Here is a 17,826-nt window from a genome sequence, read left to right on the forward strand (position 1 = left end):
TCTACCCAAATGAGCAATAAATTGTCGCCTGACACGTTCAACCAGACGACAAACACATACGCACATCGGACAAGCAGCACTGTGCCAGTGCGTTTGTCAGGCAAAACAGGTACCCTACGCGTTCACTCTGTGCCCGTACCCCAAAAGGGAACGACACGCTAAACGGGTCTGGCTCACCAAGCCGGGCAGCATTTCCCTTAATCCTGTGGGAAATCCCCTCCGACTCCCGATTTCAGCAGTGTGGTATTTCCTTAAATGAAAGTGTTAAAAGGCCAGGATATCCTGGCGCTTGGCTTTATGACGTTCGCGCTGTTCGTCGGCGCCGGCAACATCATCTTCCCGCCCATCGTCGGCCTGCAGTCCGGTCCGCACGTGTGGATGGCGGCGCTTGGCTTCCTGGTCACCGCCGTGGGCCTGCCGGTCATCACCGTGGTCGCCCTGGCCAAGGTCGGTGGCGGCATGGACGCCCTGAGCAGCCCGATCGGCAAGTTCTTCGGCGGCCTGCTGGCAGCGGTGTGCTACCTGTCGGTGGGCCCGCTGTTCGCCACCCCGCGCACCGCGACCGTGTCGTTCGAGGTAGGCGTCGCGCCGCTGACCGGTGAGAGCCCGACGGCGCTGTTCATCTACAGCCTGGTGTACTTCCTGGTGGTGCTGGCCGTGTCGATGTACCCGGGCAAGCTGCTCGATACCGTCGGCCGCTTCCTCGCCCCGCTGAAGATCATCGCCCTGGCCGTGCTCGGCATCGCCGCCTTCGCGCTGCCGGCTGGCACCATTGGCCAAGCGCAGCCGCAATATGTCGCCGCGCCGTTCTCCCAAGGCTTCATCAACGGCTACCTGACCATGGACACCCTCGGTGCCCTGGTGTTCGGTATCGTCATCGTCAATGCCATTCGCTCGCGTGGTGTCGAGTCGCCGCAGTTGATCACCCGCTACGCCATCATCGCCGGCCTGATCGCCGGTGTCGGCCTGGCCCTGGTCTACATCAGCCTGTTCCGCCTGGGCGCCGGCAGCCATGACATCGCCATGGGCGCCAGCAACGGCGCGGCCGTGTTGCATGCCTACGTGCAGCACACCTTCGGTTCGCTCGGCAGCGGTTTCCTCGCCGTGCTGATCGCCCTGGCCTGCCTGGTGACCGCCGTTGGCCTGACCTGCGCCTGCGCCGAGTACTTCAGCCAGATCCTGCCGCTGTCGTACCGCGCCCTGGTAGTGATTCTCGCCGGCTTCTCGCTGCTGATCTCCAATCTTGGCCTGACCAAGCTGATCATGTTCTCGATCCCGGTGCTGACGGCCATCTACCCGCCGTGCATCGTGGTGGTGGGCCTGAGCTTCGTCAAAGAGCTGTGGAACTCGCCGGTGCGTATCCTGGCCCCGGTAATGCTGGTGTCGCTGCTGTTCGGCATGGTCGACGCGATCAAGGGCAGCAGCCTGGCGCACATGCTGCCGGACGCCATGGCCCACCTGCCGCTGAGCGACCAGGGCCTGGCCTGGCTGGTGCCTTCGGTCATCACCCTGGGCGCTGCGGTGGTTTGCGACCGCTTGCTCGGCAAGCCGCGCGAGGCGCTGGCCTGATGGATTGAAGCCGTAAGGGCAGGGTGCTGGCCACAAGCCGCAGAGCGCCTGCCCAAGGTGGATGTCGAAACCCCGCTGCCGAGAGGCGCGGGGTTTTTTGTGGCCTGGGCCCCGGCGATTTTTACTCGATGGCGTGCCTTTTGCCGAATCCAGGCGTCGAATGCGCACTGTTTCTCTTTCATGGGCTGCCTGCATGAGCTTCATCCAAAACAACCTGGGCAATCTCCTGGCGGTCTGCTGGTTCGCCATCTGCTGGGGCGGCTACACCCGCTATGCCACCTGGAAGGGGCGTGACACCGCCTGCCTGGCCAGCGTGCTGCACCTGTACCGCGAAGACTGGATGCGCCGCATGCTGCTGCGTGACAACCGCATCGCCGATGCCAGCGTGATCGGCAACCTGGAGCGCAATGCTTCGTTCTTCGCCTCCAGCACCCTGATCATCCTCGCCGGCATCCTCACCGTGCTGGGGGCCTCGGACCGCGCCTTGTCGTTGCTGGCCGACCTGCCGCTGGTGCAGCAGGCGTCCCAGGGCATGTCCGAAATCAAGCTGCTGTGCCTGGCGACGGTGTTCGTCTATGCCTTCTTCACCTTCAGCTGGTGCATGCGCCAATACAACTTCGCGGCCGTGCTGGTGGGCTCGGCCCCGATGATCGGCGAGCGCGAGGTCAACGAACTGGAGCGCAAGGCTTTCGCTTCCCGGGCGGCGAGGGTGCTGTCGCTGGCCGCCAACCAGTTCAACCTGGGCCTGCGTTCTTATTATTTCGGCATGGCCATGTTGAGTTGGTTCATCAGCCCGTGGCTGTTCATGATCATGAGTGTCGGCGTGGTATTCATTCTGTATCGCCGGGAGTTCCATTCCCATGTATTGGAAGTGATGGTATTCACCCCCACTGCAACGTCCGCGGTGGACAGGGACAGTTCCAATGGTGTCGGCTGAAGCCTTTCAGCGATAAATGCCAGGCATAAAAAAACCCGACAGCGTCGGGTTTTTTTATGCTGCGCGATTACTGCTTGGCAGGTTCGGCAGGGGTCGCTGGCGCGGTTTCTGGCGCTGGGGTAGCCGGTGCGGCTTCCTCGGCGGCCTTCTGCTGCGCTTCGGCCTGATCTTTGGCGGCTTCGGCGTTTTCCTTGGCGGCGTCGTTCAATTTATCCTGAGCTTCGCCCATCTTTTCCTGGGCCTGCTCGGCGTGTTGCTGTGCGTCCTGGGCCTTGTCTTCGCTCGCTTTATCGCAAGCAGCCAGGCCCATGGCAGCGGCCAGCATCAGAGCAAAAGCAAAAGGTTTACGCATGGGGGTGTCTCTCCTTGGTGGAATAACTTTACTTGTTCCTTCGAGTTCGCCGGGGGCGAATAAGTTCCACCCAGGTTACAGATATATAACTACCCGAGCTATATGGACTTTTCAGTGATTTCATGCGGGGTTGATAATGAACGACACTGCCTTGCAGGCCATGGCCGAACGTTTCCTGTCGGCGCTTAAACATTGCCAGGTGTTGAACATGCGTGTGCATCACGCCGATGCCCAGGGCATGACCCTGGTGTTGCCCTGGTCGCCGGCCATCGTCGGCAATCCACAGAGCGGTGCGGTGCACGGCGGGGTGCTGACCACCCTGATGGACACCACCTGCGGCATGGCCACCTTGTGTGCCTTGCCGCGCTTCGAGGTGTGCCCGACCCTGGATTTGCGTATCGACTACATGCACCCAGCCGAGGCGGGCAAGGATATCTACGGCCACGCCCTGTGCTACCGGGTGACCCGCGATGTGATCTTCACTCGCGGTACGGCCTATCAGGACGATCCGGCGCAGCCGATCTGCCAGGTGGTCGGCACCTTCATGCGCCTGGGCCAGGACATCAAGGGCGGCATCCGCTTCGGCAACAGCCTCAAGGAGCCGCGCGCATGATCCCGGCCGATATTCGCCAGCAGCTGACCCAGGCCCATGCCCGTGGCGACTACCAGCCGTTGCTGGCGTTGATTCCCTACGCCGGGTTGATTGGTATCCGCTGCGAGCGCCAGGGCGACGACCTGCTGTTCCACCTGCCGGCCAACCCCGACAACATCGGCAATCCGCTGCTGCCGGCGATCCATGGCGGGGTGATCGCCGGTTTCATGGAGCTGTCGGCGGCGCTGTACCTGCTGATCTACAGCGAAAGCGCGAGCATTCCGAAAATCATCGATTTTTCCATCGACTACCTGCGCGCCGGGCACTACCGCGACACCTTCGCCCAGTGCCAGCTGTGGCGCCAGGGGCGGCGGGTGACCAATGTCGCCATCACCGCCTGGCAGGGTGATCGCGATGCGCCGATCGCCACGGCGCGGGCGCATTTCAAGATCGAACCGGAAAAGCCCTTGAAATAGTCGGGGCTGCCCCCATCTGCTGGACATCCGCCATAAAACGCAGGCCATGACGGCCGTCGGGCGTCACCAACCAACAGATTGGAGTTTTGAAGACCATGAGCGTGGAGACTCAAAAAGAAACCCTGGGCTTCCAGACCGAGGTGAAGCAGCTGCTGCACCTCATGATCCATTCCCTGTACTCGAACAAGGAGATCTTCCTGCGCGAACTGATCTCCAACGCCTCCGACGCCGCCGACAAGCTGCGCTTCGAGGCCCTGGCCAAGCCTGAGCTGCTCGAAGGCGACGCCGACCTGAAGATCCGCGTCAGCTTCGACAAGGCCGCCAACACCGTGACCCTCGAGGACAACGGCATTGGCATGAGCCGCGAGGACGTCATCGCCCACCTGGGCACCATCGCCAAGTCCGGCACCGCCGACTTCATGAAGAACCTCACCGGTGACCAGAAGAAGGACTCGCACCTGATCGGTCAGTTCGGCGTAGGTTTCTACTCGGCCTTCATCGTTGCCGACAAGGTCGACGTGTTCAGCCGCCGTGCCGGCCTGCCGGCCGCCGAGGGCGTGCACTGGTCGTCCAAGGGCGAGGGTGAGTTCGAAGTCGCCACCGTCGACAAGCCGCAGCGTGGCACCCGCATCGTCCTGCACCTGAAGGCCGGTGAAGACGAGTTCGCCGATGGCTGGCGCCTGCGCAACATCGTCAAGAAGTACTCCGACCACATCGCCCTGCCGATCGAGTTGCCCAAGGAGCAGGCCGCTGCCGCCGAAGGCGAGGAGCAGCCGGCGCAGGAGTGGGAAACCGTCAACCGCGCCAGCGCCCTGTGGACCCGTCCGCGTACCGAGGTCAAGGACGAGGAATACCAGGAGTTCTACAAGCACATCGGCCATGACTTCGAGAACCCGCTGGCCTGGAGCCACAACAAGGTCGAAGGCAAGCTCGAGTACAGCTCGCTGCTGTACGTGCCGGCCCGCGCGCCGTTCGACCTGTACCAGCGCGAAGCGCCACGCGGCCTGAAGCTGTACGTGCAGCGTGTGTTCATCATGGACCAGGCCGAGTCGTTCCTGCCGCTGTACCTGCGCTTCATCAAGGGCGTGGTCGATTCCAACGACCTGTCGCTGAACGTCTCCCGCGAGATCCTGCAGAAGGACCCGATCATCGATTCGATGAAGACCGCGCTGACCAAGCGCGTGCTGGACATGTTGGAGAAGCTGGCGAAGAACGAGCCTGAGCAGTACAAGGGCTTCTGGAAGAACTTCGGCCAAGTGCTGAAGGAAGGCCCGGCGGAAGACTTCGCCAACAAGGAGAAGATCGCAGGCCTGCTGCGCTTTGCCTCCACCCATGACGACAGCGGCGAGCAGAGCGTCGCCCTGGCCGATTACCTGGCTCGCGCCAAGGAAGGCCAGGACAAGATCTACTACCTCACCGGCGAGTCCCACGCCCAGGTCAAGAACAGCCCGCACCTGGAAGTCTTCCGCAAGAAAGGCATCGAAGTGCTGCTGCTGACCGACCGCATCGACGAGTGGCTGATGAGCTACCTCAACGAGTTCGATGGCAAGGCCTTCGTCGATGTCGCCCGTGGCGACCTGGACCTGGGCAAGCTGGACTCCGAAGAGGACAAGAAGGCCCAGGAAGAAGTCGCCAAGGACAAGGAAGGCCTGGTCGAGCGCCTGAAGGGCGCGCTGGGTGACAGCGTGGCCGAGGTGCGCGTGTCGCATCGCCTGACCGACTCGCCGGCGATCCTCGCCATCGGCGAGCAGGACCTGGGCCTGCAGATGCGCCAGATCCTCGAGGCCAGCGGGCAGAAGGTGCCAGAGTCCAAGCCGATCTTCGAGTTCAACCCGAGCCACCCGCTGATCGAGAAGCTCGATGGCGAGCAGAGCGAAGACCGCTTCGCCGAGCTGTCGCACATCCTGTTCGACCAGGCGGCGCTGGCGGCGGGCGACAGCTTGAAGGACCCGGCGGCCTATGTGCGTCGTCTGAACAAGCTGCTGGTCGAGCTGTCCGCTTGATCTGACGCAGACAAAGCCCGCTTCGGCGGGCTTTTTTTCATTCGAGGAAAATTGCAATGGTGGGAGCATCTATCCTGTTCTGACCCGTGCAAGCCCAAGGAGAGCTGAATGAGCAAGGTCATCGTCGAGTCGCTGGTCTATCACCTGTCAGGCAAGGCCTATGAAAGCCGCCTGGTCCATATCCCGGACGCGTTGCCGCAGCCGGGCCTGGTGATGGCGCCGAACTGGATGGGTATCGGCGAGGGCGCCGTACGAATCGCCAAGGAAGTGGCGGAGCAAGGCTACGTGGTGTTGATCGCCGACCTCTATGGCCAATCGGTGCGCCCAGCCAATGCCGATGAGGCGGGCGCGGCAATGATGCCGCTGAAGAACGATCGCGCCGAGCTGCGCAAGCGCATGCAGGAGGCGTTGGCGCAACTGGTGGGGCAGTCGAAGGCGCGGCTGGCGCCGGGCAAGGTTGCCACCTTCGGTTTCTGCTTCGGTGGCTGCTGTGCCCTGGAGTTGGCCCGTACCGGCGCCGAGCTGAAGGCGGCGGTGTCGTTCCATGGCACGCTGGATACGCCGAACCCCGAGGACGGCAAGCGCATCCAGGGCTCGGTGCTGGTGCTGCATGGCGCGTCCGACCCGTTGGTGCCCAGGGAGCAACTGCCGGCGTTCGAAGAGGAAATGAATGCCGCCAAGGTCGACTGGCAGTTGCTCAGCTACGGCGGTGCGGTGCACTCGTTCACCGACCCGAATGCCAACGTGCCGGGCAAGATGCAGTATGACCGGCGCACCTCGGAGCGGGCGTTCCGCTCGATGCACAACCTGCTCAGCGAAGTGTTCCAGCGCTGAGTTTGCATGGGGCCGCTGTGCGGCCCATCGCGACACAAGGGTTACGCGTTCCCCCTGTAGGAGCGGCCTTGTGTCGCGATGGGCTGCAAAGCAGCCCCAAAATCAGCGCGGCAATTCGATTCTTGAGGTTTCCCCCGGCACCACCGGCCAATCCCCCGCAGCCCACCTCGCCCGGGCCTGTTCGATCAGCTGCGCATCACTGGCGACAAAGTTCCAGTTCATCCGCCGTGGCCCATCCAGCGGCGCGCCACCAATCAGCACCAGCTGGCAGTCACCCTGTGCATACAGCGTCACCTCTTCGCCTTCCGGCAGGACCATCAGGCTGCACGGATCCACATCCTCGTCGTTCATCATCAGCTCACCATCAAGCAGGTACAGCGCCCGCTGCACGTGCTCGTTCGGTACCTGTAGCGTGGTTGCCGGCTGCATCCGCACATGCGCGTAAAGGGTAGGGGACAGCACTGGTACCGGCGATTCCAGGCAGAATCCGCTACCGGCAATCATGCAGATGCGCACCCCCAGGCTGTCGCTGACCGGCAGGCTGGCCGCCGGGTGATGGCTGTAGCTGGGCGCGCCTTGCTCCTGTTCGCGTGGCGACGCCAGCCATACCTGCAGCCCGTGCAGGCGTGAACCATGGGCCAGGGCGTCTTCAGGCGTGCGCTCGACATGTGCCACGCCGCTGCCGGCCGTCATCCAGCTGACGTCGCCCGGCAGCACCCGCTGCGCCGAGCCGAGGCTGTCCTTGTGCAGGATTGCCCCTTCGAACAGATAGGTAAGCGTCGACAGGCCGATGTGCGGGTGCTGGCGGATGTCCATGCCATGGCCTGGGGCGTAGTCGGTTTCCAGCATATGGTCGAAGAACACGAAGGGCCCGACGCTGCGGCACTGGGCCGACGGCAACGGGCGCAGGATGGGTTGGCCCTCGACCGACTCGGCGCGTGGGCGGATGACCAGGGGGCTGCTCATGGTGAAACTCCGGGCGGGCAGGTGACGCCTGCAAGCATAGCGGTTCGCGGCCCGTGGCTGAACCGTCGGCGCCGGTGCTGGGTCTACTCTTGCGGTATCGGCAAAGGAGCCTGAGATGATCGCCCGCACATTGGCCTGCCTGTTGTTGAGCGCGGGCCTGCTCGACAGCGTGCACGCCCGCGACTACCGCTATAGCGATGCGCACCTGCATTATGTGGATTTCTTCCAGGAAACCGAAGGCATGCCAGCCTTGCTCAAGGCGATGGATGAGGCCGGGGTCGAGCAGTCGATGATCTCCGGCATCCCGGTGGCCAAGAAGTGGCACGAGGATGAGCCCAAGCGCCCGCGCTATTACGCCGGTGATGACGCCGATGCGTACTGGTACAGCGCCACCGACCTGTATGTGGCAGCGGCCCTGGAGAAACTGCCGGCCGAGCAGCGGCGGCGCTTCCATCCGTTTCTCAGCGGTTTCAATCCGGTGGACAAGAACGCCGTCAGCCATATCGAGCGCATGCTCGAACTCTACCCTGGGCTGTGGCAGGGCATCGGCGAAGTCTTCACCCGCCACGACGACCTCACCGCGCTGACCAGCGGTGATACGCCCAGGGCCAACAACGAAGCCATGACCCGCATCTACCATCTGGCCGCCGAACGCGACCTGCCGGTGCTGCTGCATTCGAACATCACCTCCAAGCGCGAGCGCAACCCGTTGTACCTGGCCGAGATCGAGGAGCCGCTGCGCAACCATCCGCACACCCGCTTCATCTGGGCCCATGCCGGCAGTAGCCTGGAGATCCACCGTCACCAGGAACAGATGGATTTTCTGCTGCCGGTACTAAGCCGGTTGCTGGAGGATTACCCGAACCTGTACGTGGATCTGTCCTGGAGCGTGCTCGAACCCTACCTGCTCGATGGCCAGGGTGTGCCGCGCAAGGCCTGGGTCGAGCTGGTCGAGCGCTTCCCGAGCCGGTTCATGCTGGGCTCCGACCTGGTCGGGCGGTTCGCCAGCCTGGGCGAACAGCTGCACGGCTTCGATCCCTTCCTCGATGCCTTGCCTGCGACGGTGGCAGAGCAGGTGAGTCGGCGGAATTTTCTCGATTTGCTGCCAAAAAGCGTGAAATAGCGCCTTTGAATCGCGGATAGCGTTTTGATATTGCCTTTTCGTCTTACGCAAATTCCAAATGGCCCGATACCTTCTTTAGGCAATGGAATCAACGCTGATGGGAGGGATCCTGGAAATGAGCCTGAGACGCTTGAATATCGCCCCGCGCGCTGGCCTTGGCTTCGGCATCATGGCGCTGCTGGTGGTGGCCCTGGGCGGTTTTGCCCTGCAACAGATGACCAACATGCGCCAACAGTCCGAACAGGTGGACAACAACTGGCTGCCCAGCGTGATCTCGGTGGGTAGCATGACCCAGGACATGTTGCGCATCCGCGCCTTGACCCTGCGTCTGCTGGTCAACACCGACCCGGCCGCCCAGCAGCAGAACCGCGCGCGCATCGATGAGATCAAAGGGGGGCTGAGCAAGGCGCAGAATCACTATGACGGGCTGATCGTGCTGCCCGAGGAACGCAGCCTGTTCGACCGCTACCAGGGCCTGGAACGCCAGTACATGGCCTTGCAGGGCCAGGTGGTGCAGCTGGCCAGCGAAAGGCGCATCGATGCGGCGGCGGCACTGGTCAATGGCGAGATGAACCAGCTGGCCGACCAGATGACCAGCACCCTCAACCAACTGATCGAGCTGAACAACCACCAGGCCAATACCGCCACCGACCTGGCCGAGGCGGTGTACAGCGGGGCCAAGGTGTGGGTTGGCGTGCTGCTGGTGGTCGCCCTGAGCTTGACCGTGGTGCTGGCCCTGGCCCTGACCCGCAGTATCGTGCGCCCGCTTGGGCAGTCGCTGCAGGTGGCCGAAACGGTGGCCACGGGCGACCTGACGCCGCAGATCACCGTGCAGGGCGATGACGAGCCGGCACGTCTGCTGGCGGCGCTCAAGAGCATGCAGCAGAGCCTGCGTGAGACCATCGGGCGGATTTCCGATTCGGCCAGCCAGTTGGCTTCAGCCTCCGAGGAACTGAGCGCGGTCACCGAAGATGCCACCCGCGGCCTGCAACAACAGAGCATGGAGATCGAGCAGGCCGCCACGGCGGTCAACCAGATGACCGCGGCGGTGGAGGAGGTGGCGAGCAATGCGGTGGCCACCTCCGAGGCGTCCCGCACCTGCGACCAGATCGCCCGCGAAGGGCGCGAGCAGGTGCGCGGCACGGTCGCCGCCATCGAGACATTGGCCAGCGGTGTGGCGGGCAATGCCGAGGAGGTCGGCCAGCTTGCGCAGCAGGTGCACGACATCAGCAAGGTGCTGGATGTGATCGGCTCGATTGCCGAGCAGACCAACCTGCTGGCGCTCAATGCCGCCATCGAGGCGGCGAGGGCCGGGGAGGCCGGGCGCGGTTTCGCCGTGGTCGCCGACGAGGTGCGGGCCCTGGCGCATCGCACGCAAAGTTCGACCCAGGAGATCGAGCAGATGATCGTCGCCATCCGCAGCGGCGCCGAGCGGGCGGTGCAGGGCATGCAGCACAGCGATGCCCAGGCGCGCTCGACACTGGACGGCGCCCATGCCGCGGGTGATGCGCTGGAGGCGATTGCCGCGGCCATCGGCCAGATCAACGAGCGTAACTTGGTGATTGCCAGTGCCTCGGAGCAACAGGCCCAGGTGGCGCGGGAGGTGGACCGCAACCTGACCACCATTCGTGACCTGGCGCATCAGTCGTCGGCCGGGGCCGAGCAAACCTCCGCCGCCAGCCAGGCGCTGTCACGCCTGGCGGTGGACCTCAATACCCTGGTGCAGCGGTTCTCTGTTTGACGTTCATCACCCTCCTGTAGGAGCGGCCTTGTGTCGCGAAAGGGCTGCGTAGCGGCCCCAGGATCTCAGCGTCACCGCGAGATTGCCGGGGCCGCTGTGCGGCCCTTTCGCGACACAAGGCCGCTCCTACAGGGGGAGAAGTTGGGCTGAAGCACAAACAAAAACGCCCGGACCTGAGGCCCGGGCGTTCTCGTTCAGCGTGTCAGCCGATCACTTGCCTTCCCAGCGCTTGAGCACCAGGGTGGCGTTGGTGCCGCCGAAGCCGAAGCTGTTGCTCATCACGGTGGTGAGCTTGGCGTCTTCGGTCTTGCGCACGATCGGCAGGTCGGCCACTTCCGGGTCCAGCTCGTCGATGTTGGCGGAGCCGGCGATGAAGTTGTTTTCCATCATCAGCAGGCAGTAGATCGCCTCGTGCACGCCAGCGGCGCCCAGCGAGTGACCGGACAGGCTCTTGGTCGAGCTGATCTTCGGTGCCTTGGCGCCGAACACTTCACGCACGCCCTTCATCTCGGCGACGTCGCCGACCGGGGTGGAGGTGCCGTGGGTGTTCAGGTAGTCGATCGGGGTGTCGACGGTGGACAGCGCCTGCTGCATGCAGCGGATCGCGCCTTCGCCGCTCGGGGCGACCATGTCGTAGCCGTCGGAGGTGGCGCCATAGCCGACGATCTCGGCGTAGATCTTGGCGCCGCGGGCCAGGGCGTGCTCGAGCTCCTCGACCACCACCATGCCGCCGCCACCGGCGATGACGAAGCCGTCACGGTCGGCGTCGTAGGCGCGCGAGGCCAGTTCCGGGGTGTCGTTGCGCTTGGTCGACAGGGCGCCCATGGCATCGAACAGGAACGACTGGCTCCAGTGCTCTTCTTCACCGCCACCGGCGAAGACGATGTCCTGCTTGCCCCACTGGATCTGCTCCAGGGCGGTGCCGATGCAGTGTGCCGAGGTGGCGCAAGCCGACGAGATCGAGTAGTTGATGCCCTTGATCTTGAACGGGGTGGCCAGGCACGCCGACACGGTGCTGCCCATGGTGCGGGTGACGCGGTACGGGCCGACACGCTTGACGCCTTTTTCGCGCAGGGTATCCAGCGCTTCCATCTGGTTCAGGGTCGAGGCGCCGCCGGAGCCGGCAACCAGGCCGGTACGCGGGTTGGAGACCTGCTCTTCGGTCAGGCCGGCGTCCTTGATCGCGTCCTGCATCGCCAGGTAGGCGTAGGCGGCAGCGTGGCCGACGAAGCGGTAGACCTTGCGGTCGATCAGTTCTTCGAGGTTGAGGTCGATGGAGCCGGAAACCTGGCTACGCAGCCCCTGTTCCTTGTATTCCGGGTTGTAACGGATACCCGGACGGCTGTTGCGCAGGTTTTCGGTGACGGTAGCTTTGTCATTGCCCAGGCACGATACGATGCCCAGACCAGTGATAACGACGCGGCGCATGCGAATAACCCTTAGAAATTGTCAGTGGAGGTGAACACGCCGACCCGCAGGCCTTCGGCGGTGTAGATCTCGCGACCGTCGACGCTGACCGAGCCGTCGGCGATGGCCATGTTCAGCTTGCCCTTGAGGACACGCTTGATATGAATGTTGTAGGTGACTTTCTTGGCGCTAGGCAGGACCTGGCCGAAGAACTTCACTTCGCCCGAACCCAGGGCGCGACCGCGGCCCGGCAGGCCTTGCCAGCCGAGGAAGAAACCGACCAGCTGCCACATGGCGTCCAGGCCCAGGCAGCCCGGCATCACCGGATCGCCTTCGAAGTGGCAGGCGAAGAACCACAGGTCCGGATTGATATCCAGCTCGGCGACCAATTCACCTTTGCCGAACTTGCCGCCTTCCTCGCTGATGTGGGTGATGCGATCGACCATCAGCATGTTCGGGGCGGGCAGTTGCGCATTACCGGGGCCGAACAGCTCACCGCGACTGCAGCGCAGCAGGTCTTCCCGGGTAAAGGCGTTTTGTTTGGTCATGCGAGCTCCTCAATAACCCCCTGTGGCAGGGGATGAATCTTCCCGGCCGATCCGAATCGCTCTGCGTTCGGGGCGGCAGCCTACAGGTAGACTATTGCGTTGTAGTGAAAGTCACAGCGCACCTGGCAAAAGAAGTACAGGTGTGCACTGAAATGTTATTTTCAGGTCCTGCGGCGGTCCTGTCCAGTCTTTAAGACTGCCGCACTTTAGCATTTATCGCCAGTCGCGGCTGTCCGGCCGGGTAGCCAGCGGCCGAGAATGCGCTGCAGATCGGTGCGTTTGAAGGGTTTGCTCAGGTAGTCGTTCATGCCGGCGGCCAGGCAGCGCTCGCGATCGCCCTCCAGGGCGCTGGCGGTCAGGGCGATGATCGGCAGCTCGGCGGCCTGGGGCAGCAGGCGGATGCGCCGGGTCGCCTCGAAACCGTCCACCTGCGGCAGGCGGCAGTCCATCAAGACGGCGGCAAAGGGTTGCTGGCTCACCAGGTCGATGGCCTGGGCGCCGTCCATGGCCAGTTTCACCTCGAAGCCCAGGCTGCGCAGCATGGCCTCGATGACGCTCTGGTTGACCGGGTTATCTTCCACCAGCAGGATGCGCCCGCCGTTGTCGTGGATCAGCGGTTGCGCAGGTTCCGCCGCAACAGGCGCGCTGGCCAGGGCCAGGGGCATCTCCAGGGTGAAGGTCGAGCCCAGGCCCTCGCGGCTTTCGCCACGCAGCTGGCCACCCATGCGTTCGGCCAGGGTGCGGGCGATCGACAGGCCCAGGCCGGTGCCGCCATAGCGCCGGGAGATCGAACTGTCGGCCTGCTGGAAGGCGACGAACATCATTTCCAGGCGATTGCTGTCGATGCCGATGCCGGTGTCGCGCACCGTGCAGGTGAGCCACAGCAACTGTCGGTCGATGGCCTGGCAATGGGCCTGCACCGCCACTTCGCCGCGCTCGGTGAATTTCAGCGCATTGCCCACCAGGTTGAGCAGGATCTGGCGGATCCGTGTCGGGTCGCCAGCCACTTGCACGTGCTCCAGGCCTGGCGCCAGGTCCAGGCGCAGGGCCAGGCCGCGTTGCTGGGCGGTGTGCTGGAACGACAGCACGCTGCTGCCGAGCAGTTCGCCGAGGTTGAAGTCGATGTGCTCCAGCTCCAGGGTGGTGCGCTCGATCCGCGAGAAGTCGAGGATATCGTTGATCACCTTGAGCAGATGGCCGGTGGACTCGCTGGCCAGCACCGTGTACTCGGCCTGTTCGTGGGTCAGCTCGGTGGTTTCCAGCAACTGCAGCATGCCCAGCACGCCGTTCATGGGCGTGCGCAGCTCGTGGCTCATCATCGCCAGGAAGTCCGATTTGGCGCGGTTGGCCTGCTCGGCCTCCTCGCGGGCCTGGATCAACTGGCCCATGGCCTGTTGCTGTTCGTGGGCCGCCTGGTCCAGGGCGCTGGCCAGGTTGTTGATGTGCCGCGCCAGGTGGCCCAGCTCGCTGTCGTCGACCACCGGCAGCGGCGCGTTGAAGTCGCCTTGCTGGATCGCCCGCACCGCGTGGCCCATGTCGCTGATCGGCTTGGACAGGCTCATGGCCAGGCGGCGGGCCAGCAGGAAGGTGAACAGCAGGGCGAACAGGGCCAGGATCGCCGCCTTGATCACGATTTCCTGCTGGCGCTGGCTGAAGGCGTCGTCGGACATGCCGACGATCACCCGCCCCAGGTAGTCGTCGCCGATGGCCGGGCGCGGTGCCTTGCCTTGCAGGAAGTCGCTGTCCAGGCGGATCTGCTGCAGGCGGATCGGTGCCTGGAACACTTCCACGCGCTGCGCGCGGTTGAGGCTCTCGTCGGGCTGCTCGACATACACCAGGATATGGTTGCGGCTGTCCTGCACCTCGAGGAAGCGCACATGGGGAATGCTCAAGGTCGCGCGCATCAGGCTGTCGAGCACTTCGTTGTTGCCCGAAATCACCCCGTATTCGGAGGCCGGCGCCAGCTGGTTGGCGATCAGTTGCCCGGTGTGATTGAGCTCCTGGCGCAAGTCCTGGATGCGCACGAAGGTGAAGAAGCTGATCAACAGCAGGGTCAGCAGCAGGGCCGGGCCCAGGCTGAGGATCTGGGTACGGGTATGAATGTCCCAGCTCAGGCGTTTGCTCATGGGGTGGCTCCTTCGCCAAGGGCCAGGGCGGCGGCGCCCGCATCGATGCTGTCCAGGCCCAGGGCACGGGCCACCTGCTGGTTGCCGCTGACACCGAAATGCGCCGGGTAGAGGCTGCGCGGCCAGCGCGCCGGGGCTTGTTCGAGCAACTGGTCGAGCACCGCGAGCCAGTCGTCCTGGTCGCTGTAGGTACTGGCCAGGGCGCCGGCGCGGACGAAGCCGACATTCGGCCCGATCAGCGCCATTTGCCGGCCATAGCTGCTGAGCAGCACGTTCTTGGCCGACTTGGAGTTGTACAGGTCGGGATCGTCCAGGCCCAGCAGCACGTCGCTGTTGTTGAGCAGGTGCTGCAGCGGGCGGCTGTCGCGCAGGTCGGGCCAGTCCTGGGCGACGATCTCCAGGCCCAGCGGCTGGGCGGCCTGGCGCAGCTCATCGAGCAGGAAGCGGCTGCGCGGGCCATACAGCACGCCAATGCGCCGCGCTTCTGGCAGCAGGTAGCGGGCCAGGCGCAGTTGGCGCTGCAGTGGCGGGTCGCTCCACAACAGGCTGAGGAACCCGGGGCGCGACTTTCCCAGGCGCTGCTCGGCCTGCACCCGGCTGACCCGCAGGGCCAGTGCCGCGGGCCCGGCGGCCTCGCTCAGGCGCCACTCCAGGGCCGGAGGATCGAGCAGGATCAGCCGGGTGTCGGCCTTGAGCTTGCCTGGGCTGGGCAACTGTTCCACGGTCTGGAAGCGCACCTGGTCGTGGGGCCGGCGCTTTTCCAGGGCGGCGGCGAAGCTGCGGATGCCCGGCTGGTCCTCGCCGCCGACCAGCAGGATCTCGCTGGCCGCCAGCGAACCCAGTGGCCAGAAGCACAGCAACAACAGCCGCAGCAGGCGCAGCATCAGAACTCCAGCTCCGCGCTGACGCTCAGGCGATGGCGGCTGTCATAGCGGTTCTGGGGAATGGTCACCGGCTCGTCGTCGAGGCGTTGCTGCCACAACGCGGCCAGCTCCAGCTGGCTGCCCTGGATCTTGAAGCGCTTGGCCAGGCGCAGGTCGATGCGCTCGTAGCGGTATTGGTTGAGCGCATCGTCGCCGTAATAGAAGAGGGCGCTGGACCACCCCTGGCCCCAGTCGCGCAGCCAGCCGGCCGAGCCACTGTTGCGCGCGCTCAGGCGGCGGTCGGCGGGGTTGCTGGCCCATGCGTCGACGTAGGCGTAGGTCAGGCGCAGGCGGTCGCGGGCGCTCAGCCGCCAGTCGAGCTGGGCCTCGCTGCCGCTGAAACGCGCCTTGTTGGCGTTGCTGGCGATGAACTGGTTGTTCTTCAGCGGCTCGCTGATCATCCCGGTGATCTCGTCGTAGAACAGCTTCACGTCGAGGTTCAGGTCCAGGTCGCTGAAGTAGCCGTTGTAGCCCAGTTCACGGGAGCGCATGCGCTCCTGGTCGAGGTCGCCGGGGCCACGGGTCTTGACGAAGTATTCGCCGTTTTGCAGGCCGTAGCGGTTGGGGCTGAGGTTCTTGACCGTGTAGCTCCAGTTGACGTTGTTCTCGAACATGTCCGGCGAGCGGATGGCCTCGGAATACACCGCGCGCAGGCCATGGCGCGGGGTAATCAGGTAGTTCAGCGCCAGGCGCGGCGTCAGTGAGCTGCCGGACAGCTGGGTGTCTTCGAACATCGCGCCGCCCTGCAGGATCCAGTGCTCGTCGGCTCGCCACTCGAGTTGGCCGAACAAGCGCCAGGTACGGTCGTCGATGCTGCCGTTGAAGTAGGTCTGCGAATCGGCCCGGTCATAGCGTAAGTTGGCGCCGCTGACCAGGCGCAGGCTGTCGGTCAGGCTCAGGGTGTCCTGGATTTCCAGGTCGTAGCGGGTTTCGCGGGTGCTTTGGTCGACGTTGCCGCAGATGGTATCGCGGCCACCGTTGGCCCATTGGTCCTGCACCTGGCCCATCAACGCACTGAGCTGTGGGTCGCTGGTGGCGGGCAGGTGGCCGGTGTACAGGTTGCGCGCGACCTTCTCGGTGAAGTTCGGGTCAAGCTGCCACATGCGGGTCAGCTCCGGGCTGAAGGCGATGGCCGCGTCACAGGCTTGCCACACCTGCTGGCGGTCGAAGTGCTGCGCCGAGCCCTGGATGTACAGGCTGTGCTCAGGGTTGATGTCGATGTTCCAGCGCACGGAACCTGCATAGTCCTTGGCGTTGACGTCGGCATCGTTGCCGGCGCGGTAGTTGCCGAACACCGGCTGGTAGGTATAGGGCCTTTGGTTGCTGCCTTCCTTGGCCGCCAGTTGCCATTCCAGGGTCTGGTTGGGTGCCAGGCTGTGCACGGCATTGATGTTGATGCGGTTGGCCCGGCGGCTGTCGCGGTAGTCGTGGCCGAACTGGTCCTGGTCGAAGCCGTCGTCCTGCTGGCCCGACAGCGACAGGCGCAGGTCGCCGCCCTCCCAGCCGAAGCCTTGGCTGGCGTAGTAGTCGTTGATGCCGTCCTGGCCGCGGGTCAGCTTCAGCCGCGTGCCATGGCTGTCGGCCGGGTTGCGGGTGAGGATGTTGACCACCGCCATCAGCGCATTGGCGCCGTAGCTGACGGTGTTGGGGCCGCGGAACACCTCGATGCGCTCGATGTCCTCGAGGGCCACCGGGATGTCGCTCCAATCCACCGTGGCCAGGCCTGCGCGGTACACCGAACGGCCATCGATCAGCACCTGCATGCGCCGGGCATCGTTGACGTTGCTGCCGTGGTAGTTGACCGTCGGCTGGTTGCCGGCGCCGTAGCCGACCATCATGCCTGGCACCAGGCGCAGCAGCTCGGGAATGTCGCGGGCGCCGCTGGCGCGGATCAGCTCGCTGTCGAGCACGGTCATGCTGCCCGGCACCGCCGCCGGGGATTGTTTCAGGCGCGTGGCGGTCAGAACCTGGGGCAGGTCCTGGTTGTCGATGAACAGGTCGTCGGCCACGGCCGGGCCGCCCAACAGGGCAGTCAGCAACAGCAGGCGCGGGTAGGGGGGCGTGCCGGGGAACACGGGAGGCCTTGTTTCACAGATGAATCAGGCATGTTAACCGACCGCGCGGCATTTGCCAGTGATCCGCGCCCGGCAGATTGCCGCAGCGCCCATGCGCGCGACTGCAGCCCTACTGGTTCTGTCGCATCGGGCCCGTATAATGCCTGGATCGCCA

Annotated in this window: 15 protein-coding genes; 8 read left to right on the forward strand and 7 right to left on the reverse strand. The window is 64.5% G+C overall.

Going from position 1 to position 17,826, the window contains the following annotated elements; translation table 11 throughout:
* Nucleotides 1–255: 255 nt before the first annotated feature.
* Together brnQ and NJG22_RS19380 are read left to right on the forward strand one after the other, a co-directional pair.
* A complete protein-coding gene (gene brnQ / locus NJG22_RS19375; RefSeq protein ID WP_253096749.1) occupies nucleotides 256–1,569 on the forward strand; it encodes a branched-chain amino acid transport system II carrier protein in 1,314 nt (437 codons plus the stop codon).
* A 193-nt stretch (nucleotides 1,570–1,762) separates the two neighbouring features.
* Nucleotides 1,763–2,506 carry a DUF599 family protein gene (locus NJG22_RS19380; RefSeq protein ID WP_253096751.1) on the forward strand — a complete coding sequence of 248 codons (744 nt, stop codon included), beginning with the start codon at nucleotides 1,763–1,765 and terminating at the stop codon, nucleotides 2,504–2,506.
* A gap of 67 nt (nucleotides 2,507–2,573) precedes the next feature.
* On the opposite strand, the gene NJG22_RS19385 is transcribed toward NJG22_RS19380, so the two are convergent.
* Nucleotides 2,574–2,858 (reverse strand): hypothetical protein, encoded by a 285-nt coding sequence (locus tag NJG22_RS19385; RefSeq protein WP_134693145.1) that lies wholly within the window; start codon nucleotides 2,856–2,858, stop codon nucleotides 2,574–2,576.
* Between the two features lie 136 nt (nucleotides 2,859–2,994).
* Here NJG22_RS19385 and NJG22_RS19390 point away from each other — a divergent pair, with 136 nt between their 5' ends.
* The 4 genes from NJG22_RS19390 (at nucleotide 2,995) to NJG22_RS19405 (ending at nucleotide 6,763) form a co-directional block, all read left to right on the forward strand.
* Entirely contained in the window at nucleotides 2,995–3,471 is a 477-nt protein-coding gene (locus tag NJG22_RS19390; protein WP_253096754.1) for a PaaI family thioesterase, read from the forward strand.
* Nucleotides 3,468–3,926, forward strand: coding sequence for a PaaI family thioesterase (locus tag NJG22_RS19395; protein ID WP_253096757.1), 459 nt, complete (start codon nucleotides 3,468–3,470; stop codon nucleotides 3,924–3,926). Before NJG22_RS19390 ends, NJG22_RS19395 begins: the two co-directional genes overlap by 4 nt.
* A gap of 95 nt (nucleotides 3,927–4,021) precedes the next feature.
* Nucleotides 4,022–5,929 carry a molecular chaperone HtpG gene (htpG, locus tag NJG22_RS19400; protein ID WP_253096759.1) on the forward strand — a complete coding sequence of 636 codons (1,908 nt, stop codon included), beginning with the start codon at nucleotides 4,022–4,024 and terminating at the stop codon, nucleotides 5,927–5,929.
* A 108-nt stretch (nucleotides 5,930–6,037) separates the two neighbouring features.
* The gene (locus tag NJG22_RS19405; RefSeq protein WP_253096761.1) at nucleotides 6,038–6,763 is read left to right on the forward strand and encodes a dienelactone hydrolase family protein; all 726 of its coding nucleotides are present in this window, start codon (nucleotides 6,038–6,040) and stop codon (nucleotides 6,761–6,763) included.
* A gap of 102 nt (nucleotides 6,764–6,865) precedes the next feature.
* Here the strand turns inward: NJG22_RS19405 and NJG22_RS19410 are convergent, their stop codons facing one another.
* Nucleotides 6,866–7,729 carry a pirin family protein gene (locus NJG22_RS19410; protein WP_253096764.1) on the reverse strand — a complete coding sequence of 288 codons (864 nt, stop codon included), beginning with the start codon at nucleotides 7,727–7,729 and terminating at the stop codon, nucleotides 6,866–6,868.
* A gap of 115 nt (nucleotides 7,730–7,844) precedes the next feature.
* Here NJG22_RS19410 and NJG22_RS19415 point away from each other — a divergent pair, with 115 nt between their 5' ends.
* Both NJG22_RS19415 and NJG22_RS19420 read left to right on the forward strand, forming a co-directional pair.
* Nucleotides 7,845–8,852, forward strand: a complete 1,008-nt coding sequence (locus NJG22_RS19415; RefSeq protein WP_253096766.1) for an amidohydrolase family protein — start codon at nucleotides 7,845–7,847, stop codon at nucleotides 8,850–8,852.
* A gap of 115 nt (nucleotides 8,853–8,967) precedes the next feature.
* Complete coding sequence (locus NJG22_RS19420) at nucleotides 8,968–10,593, forward strand: methyl-accepting chemotaxis protein (RefSeq protein WP_253096769.1); 1,626 nt, start codon at nucleotides 8,968–8,970, stop codon at nucleotides 10,591–10,593.
* Between the two features lie 210 nt (nucleotides 10,594–10,803).
* On the opposite strand, the gene fabB is transcribed toward NJG22_RS19420, so the two are convergent.
* From fabB to NJG22_RS19445, 5 genes are all read right to left on the reverse strand, one after another.
* Nucleotides 10,804–12,021, reverse strand: coding sequence for a beta-ketoacyl-ACP synthase I (fabB, locus tag NJG22_RS19425; RefSeq protein ID WP_253096772.1), 1,218 nt, complete (start codon nucleotides 12,019–12,021; stop codon nucleotides 10,804–10,806).
* 11 nt (nucleotides 12,022–12,032) lie between these two features.
* Complete coding sequence (gene fabA, locus NJG22_RS19430; protein WP_011534736.1) at nucleotides 12,033–12,548, reverse strand: 3-hydroxyacyl-[acyl-carrier-protein] dehydratase FabA; 516 nt, start codon at nucleotides 12,546–12,548, stop codon at nucleotides 12,033–12,035.
* A gap of 206 nt (nucleotides 12,549–12,754) precedes the next feature.
* Nucleotides 12,755–14,674, reverse strand: coding sequence for an ATP-binding protein (locus tag NJG22_RS19435; RefSeq protein WP_253096775.1), 1,920 nt, complete (start codon nucleotides 14,672–14,674; stop codon nucleotides 12,755–12,757).
* A complete protein-coding gene (locus NJG22_RS19440) occupies nucleotides 14,671–15,558 on the reverse strand; it encodes an ABC transporter substrate-binding protein (protein WP_253096777.1) in 888 nt (295 codons plus the stop codon). Before NJG22_RS19440 ends, NJG22_RS19435 begins: the two co-directional genes overlap by 4 nt.
* Nucleotides 15,558–17,672, reverse strand: a complete 2,115-nt coding sequence (locus NJG22_RS19445; RefSeq protein WP_253096780.1) for a TonB-dependent receptor — start codon at nucleotides 17,670–17,672, stop codon at nucleotides 15,558–15,560. Before NJG22_RS19445 ends, NJG22_RS19440 begins: the two co-directional genes overlap by 1 nt.
* Between the last annotated feature and the right edge of the window lie 154 nt (nucleotides 17,673–17,826).

This window comes from Pseudomonas sp. VA159-2 (assembly GCF_024126635.1).
In the GTDB taxonomy this organism is placed as follows: domain Bacteria; phylum Pseudomonadota; class Gammaproteobacteria; order Pseudomonadales; family Pseudomonadaceae; genus Aquipseudomonas; species Aquipseudomonas muyukensis.

Coding starts and splice junctions, on each gene's coding strand:
- brnQ (WP_253096749.1), top strand. CDS start 256: ATGAAAGTGTTAAAAGGCCAGGATATCCTGGCGCTTGGCTTTATGACG.
- NJG22_RS19380 (WP_253096751.1), top strand. CDS start 1,763: ATGAGCTTCATCCAAAACAACCTGGGCAATCTCCTGGCGGTCTGCTGG.
- NJG22_RS19385 (WP_134693145.1), bottom strand. CDS start 2,858: ATGCGTAAACCTTTTGCTTTTGCTCTGATGCTGGCCGCTGCCATGGGC.
- NJG22_RS19390 (WP_253096754.1), top strand. CDS start 2,995: ATGAACGACACTGCCTTGCAGGCCATGGCCGAACGTTTCCTGTCGGCG.
- NJG22_RS19395 (WP_253096757.1), top strand. CDS start 3,468: ATGATCCCGGCCGATATTCGCCAGCAGCTGACCCAGGCCCATGCCCGT.
- htpG (WP_253096759.1), top strand. CDS start 4,022: ATGAGCGTGGAGACTCAAAAAGAAACCCTGGGCTTCCAGACCGAGGTG.
- NJG22_RS19405 (WP_253096761.1), top strand. CDS start 6,038: ATGAGCAAGGTCATCGTCGAGTCGCTGGTCTATCACCTGTCAGGCAAG.
- NJG22_RS19410 (WP_253096764.1), bottom strand. CDS start 7,729: ATGAGCAGCCCCCTGGTCATCCGCCCACGCGCCGAGTCGGTCGAGGGC.
- NJG22_RS19415 (WP_253096766.1), top strand. CDS start 7,845: ATGATCGCCCGCACATTGGCCTGCCTGTTGTTGAGCGCGGGCCTGCTC.
- NJG22_RS19420 (WP_253096769.1), top strand. CDS start 8,968: ATGAGCCTGAGACGCTTGAATATCGCCCCGCGCGCTGGCCTTGGCTTC.
- fabB (WP_253096772.1), bottom strand. CDS start 12,021: ATGCGCCGCGTCGTTATCACTGGTCTGGGCATCGTATCGTGCCTGGGC.
- fabA (WP_011534736.1), bottom strand. CDS start 12,548: ATGACCAAACAAAACGCCTTTACCCGGGAAGACCTGCTGCGCTGCAGT.
- NJG22_RS19435 (WP_253096775.1), bottom strand. CDS start 14,674: ATGAGCAAACGCCTGAGCTGGGACATTCATACCCGTACCCAGATCCTC.
- NJG22_RS19440 (WP_253096777.1), bottom strand. CDS start 15,558: ATGCTGCGCCTGCTGCGGCTGTTGTTGCTGTGCTTCTGGCCACTGGGT.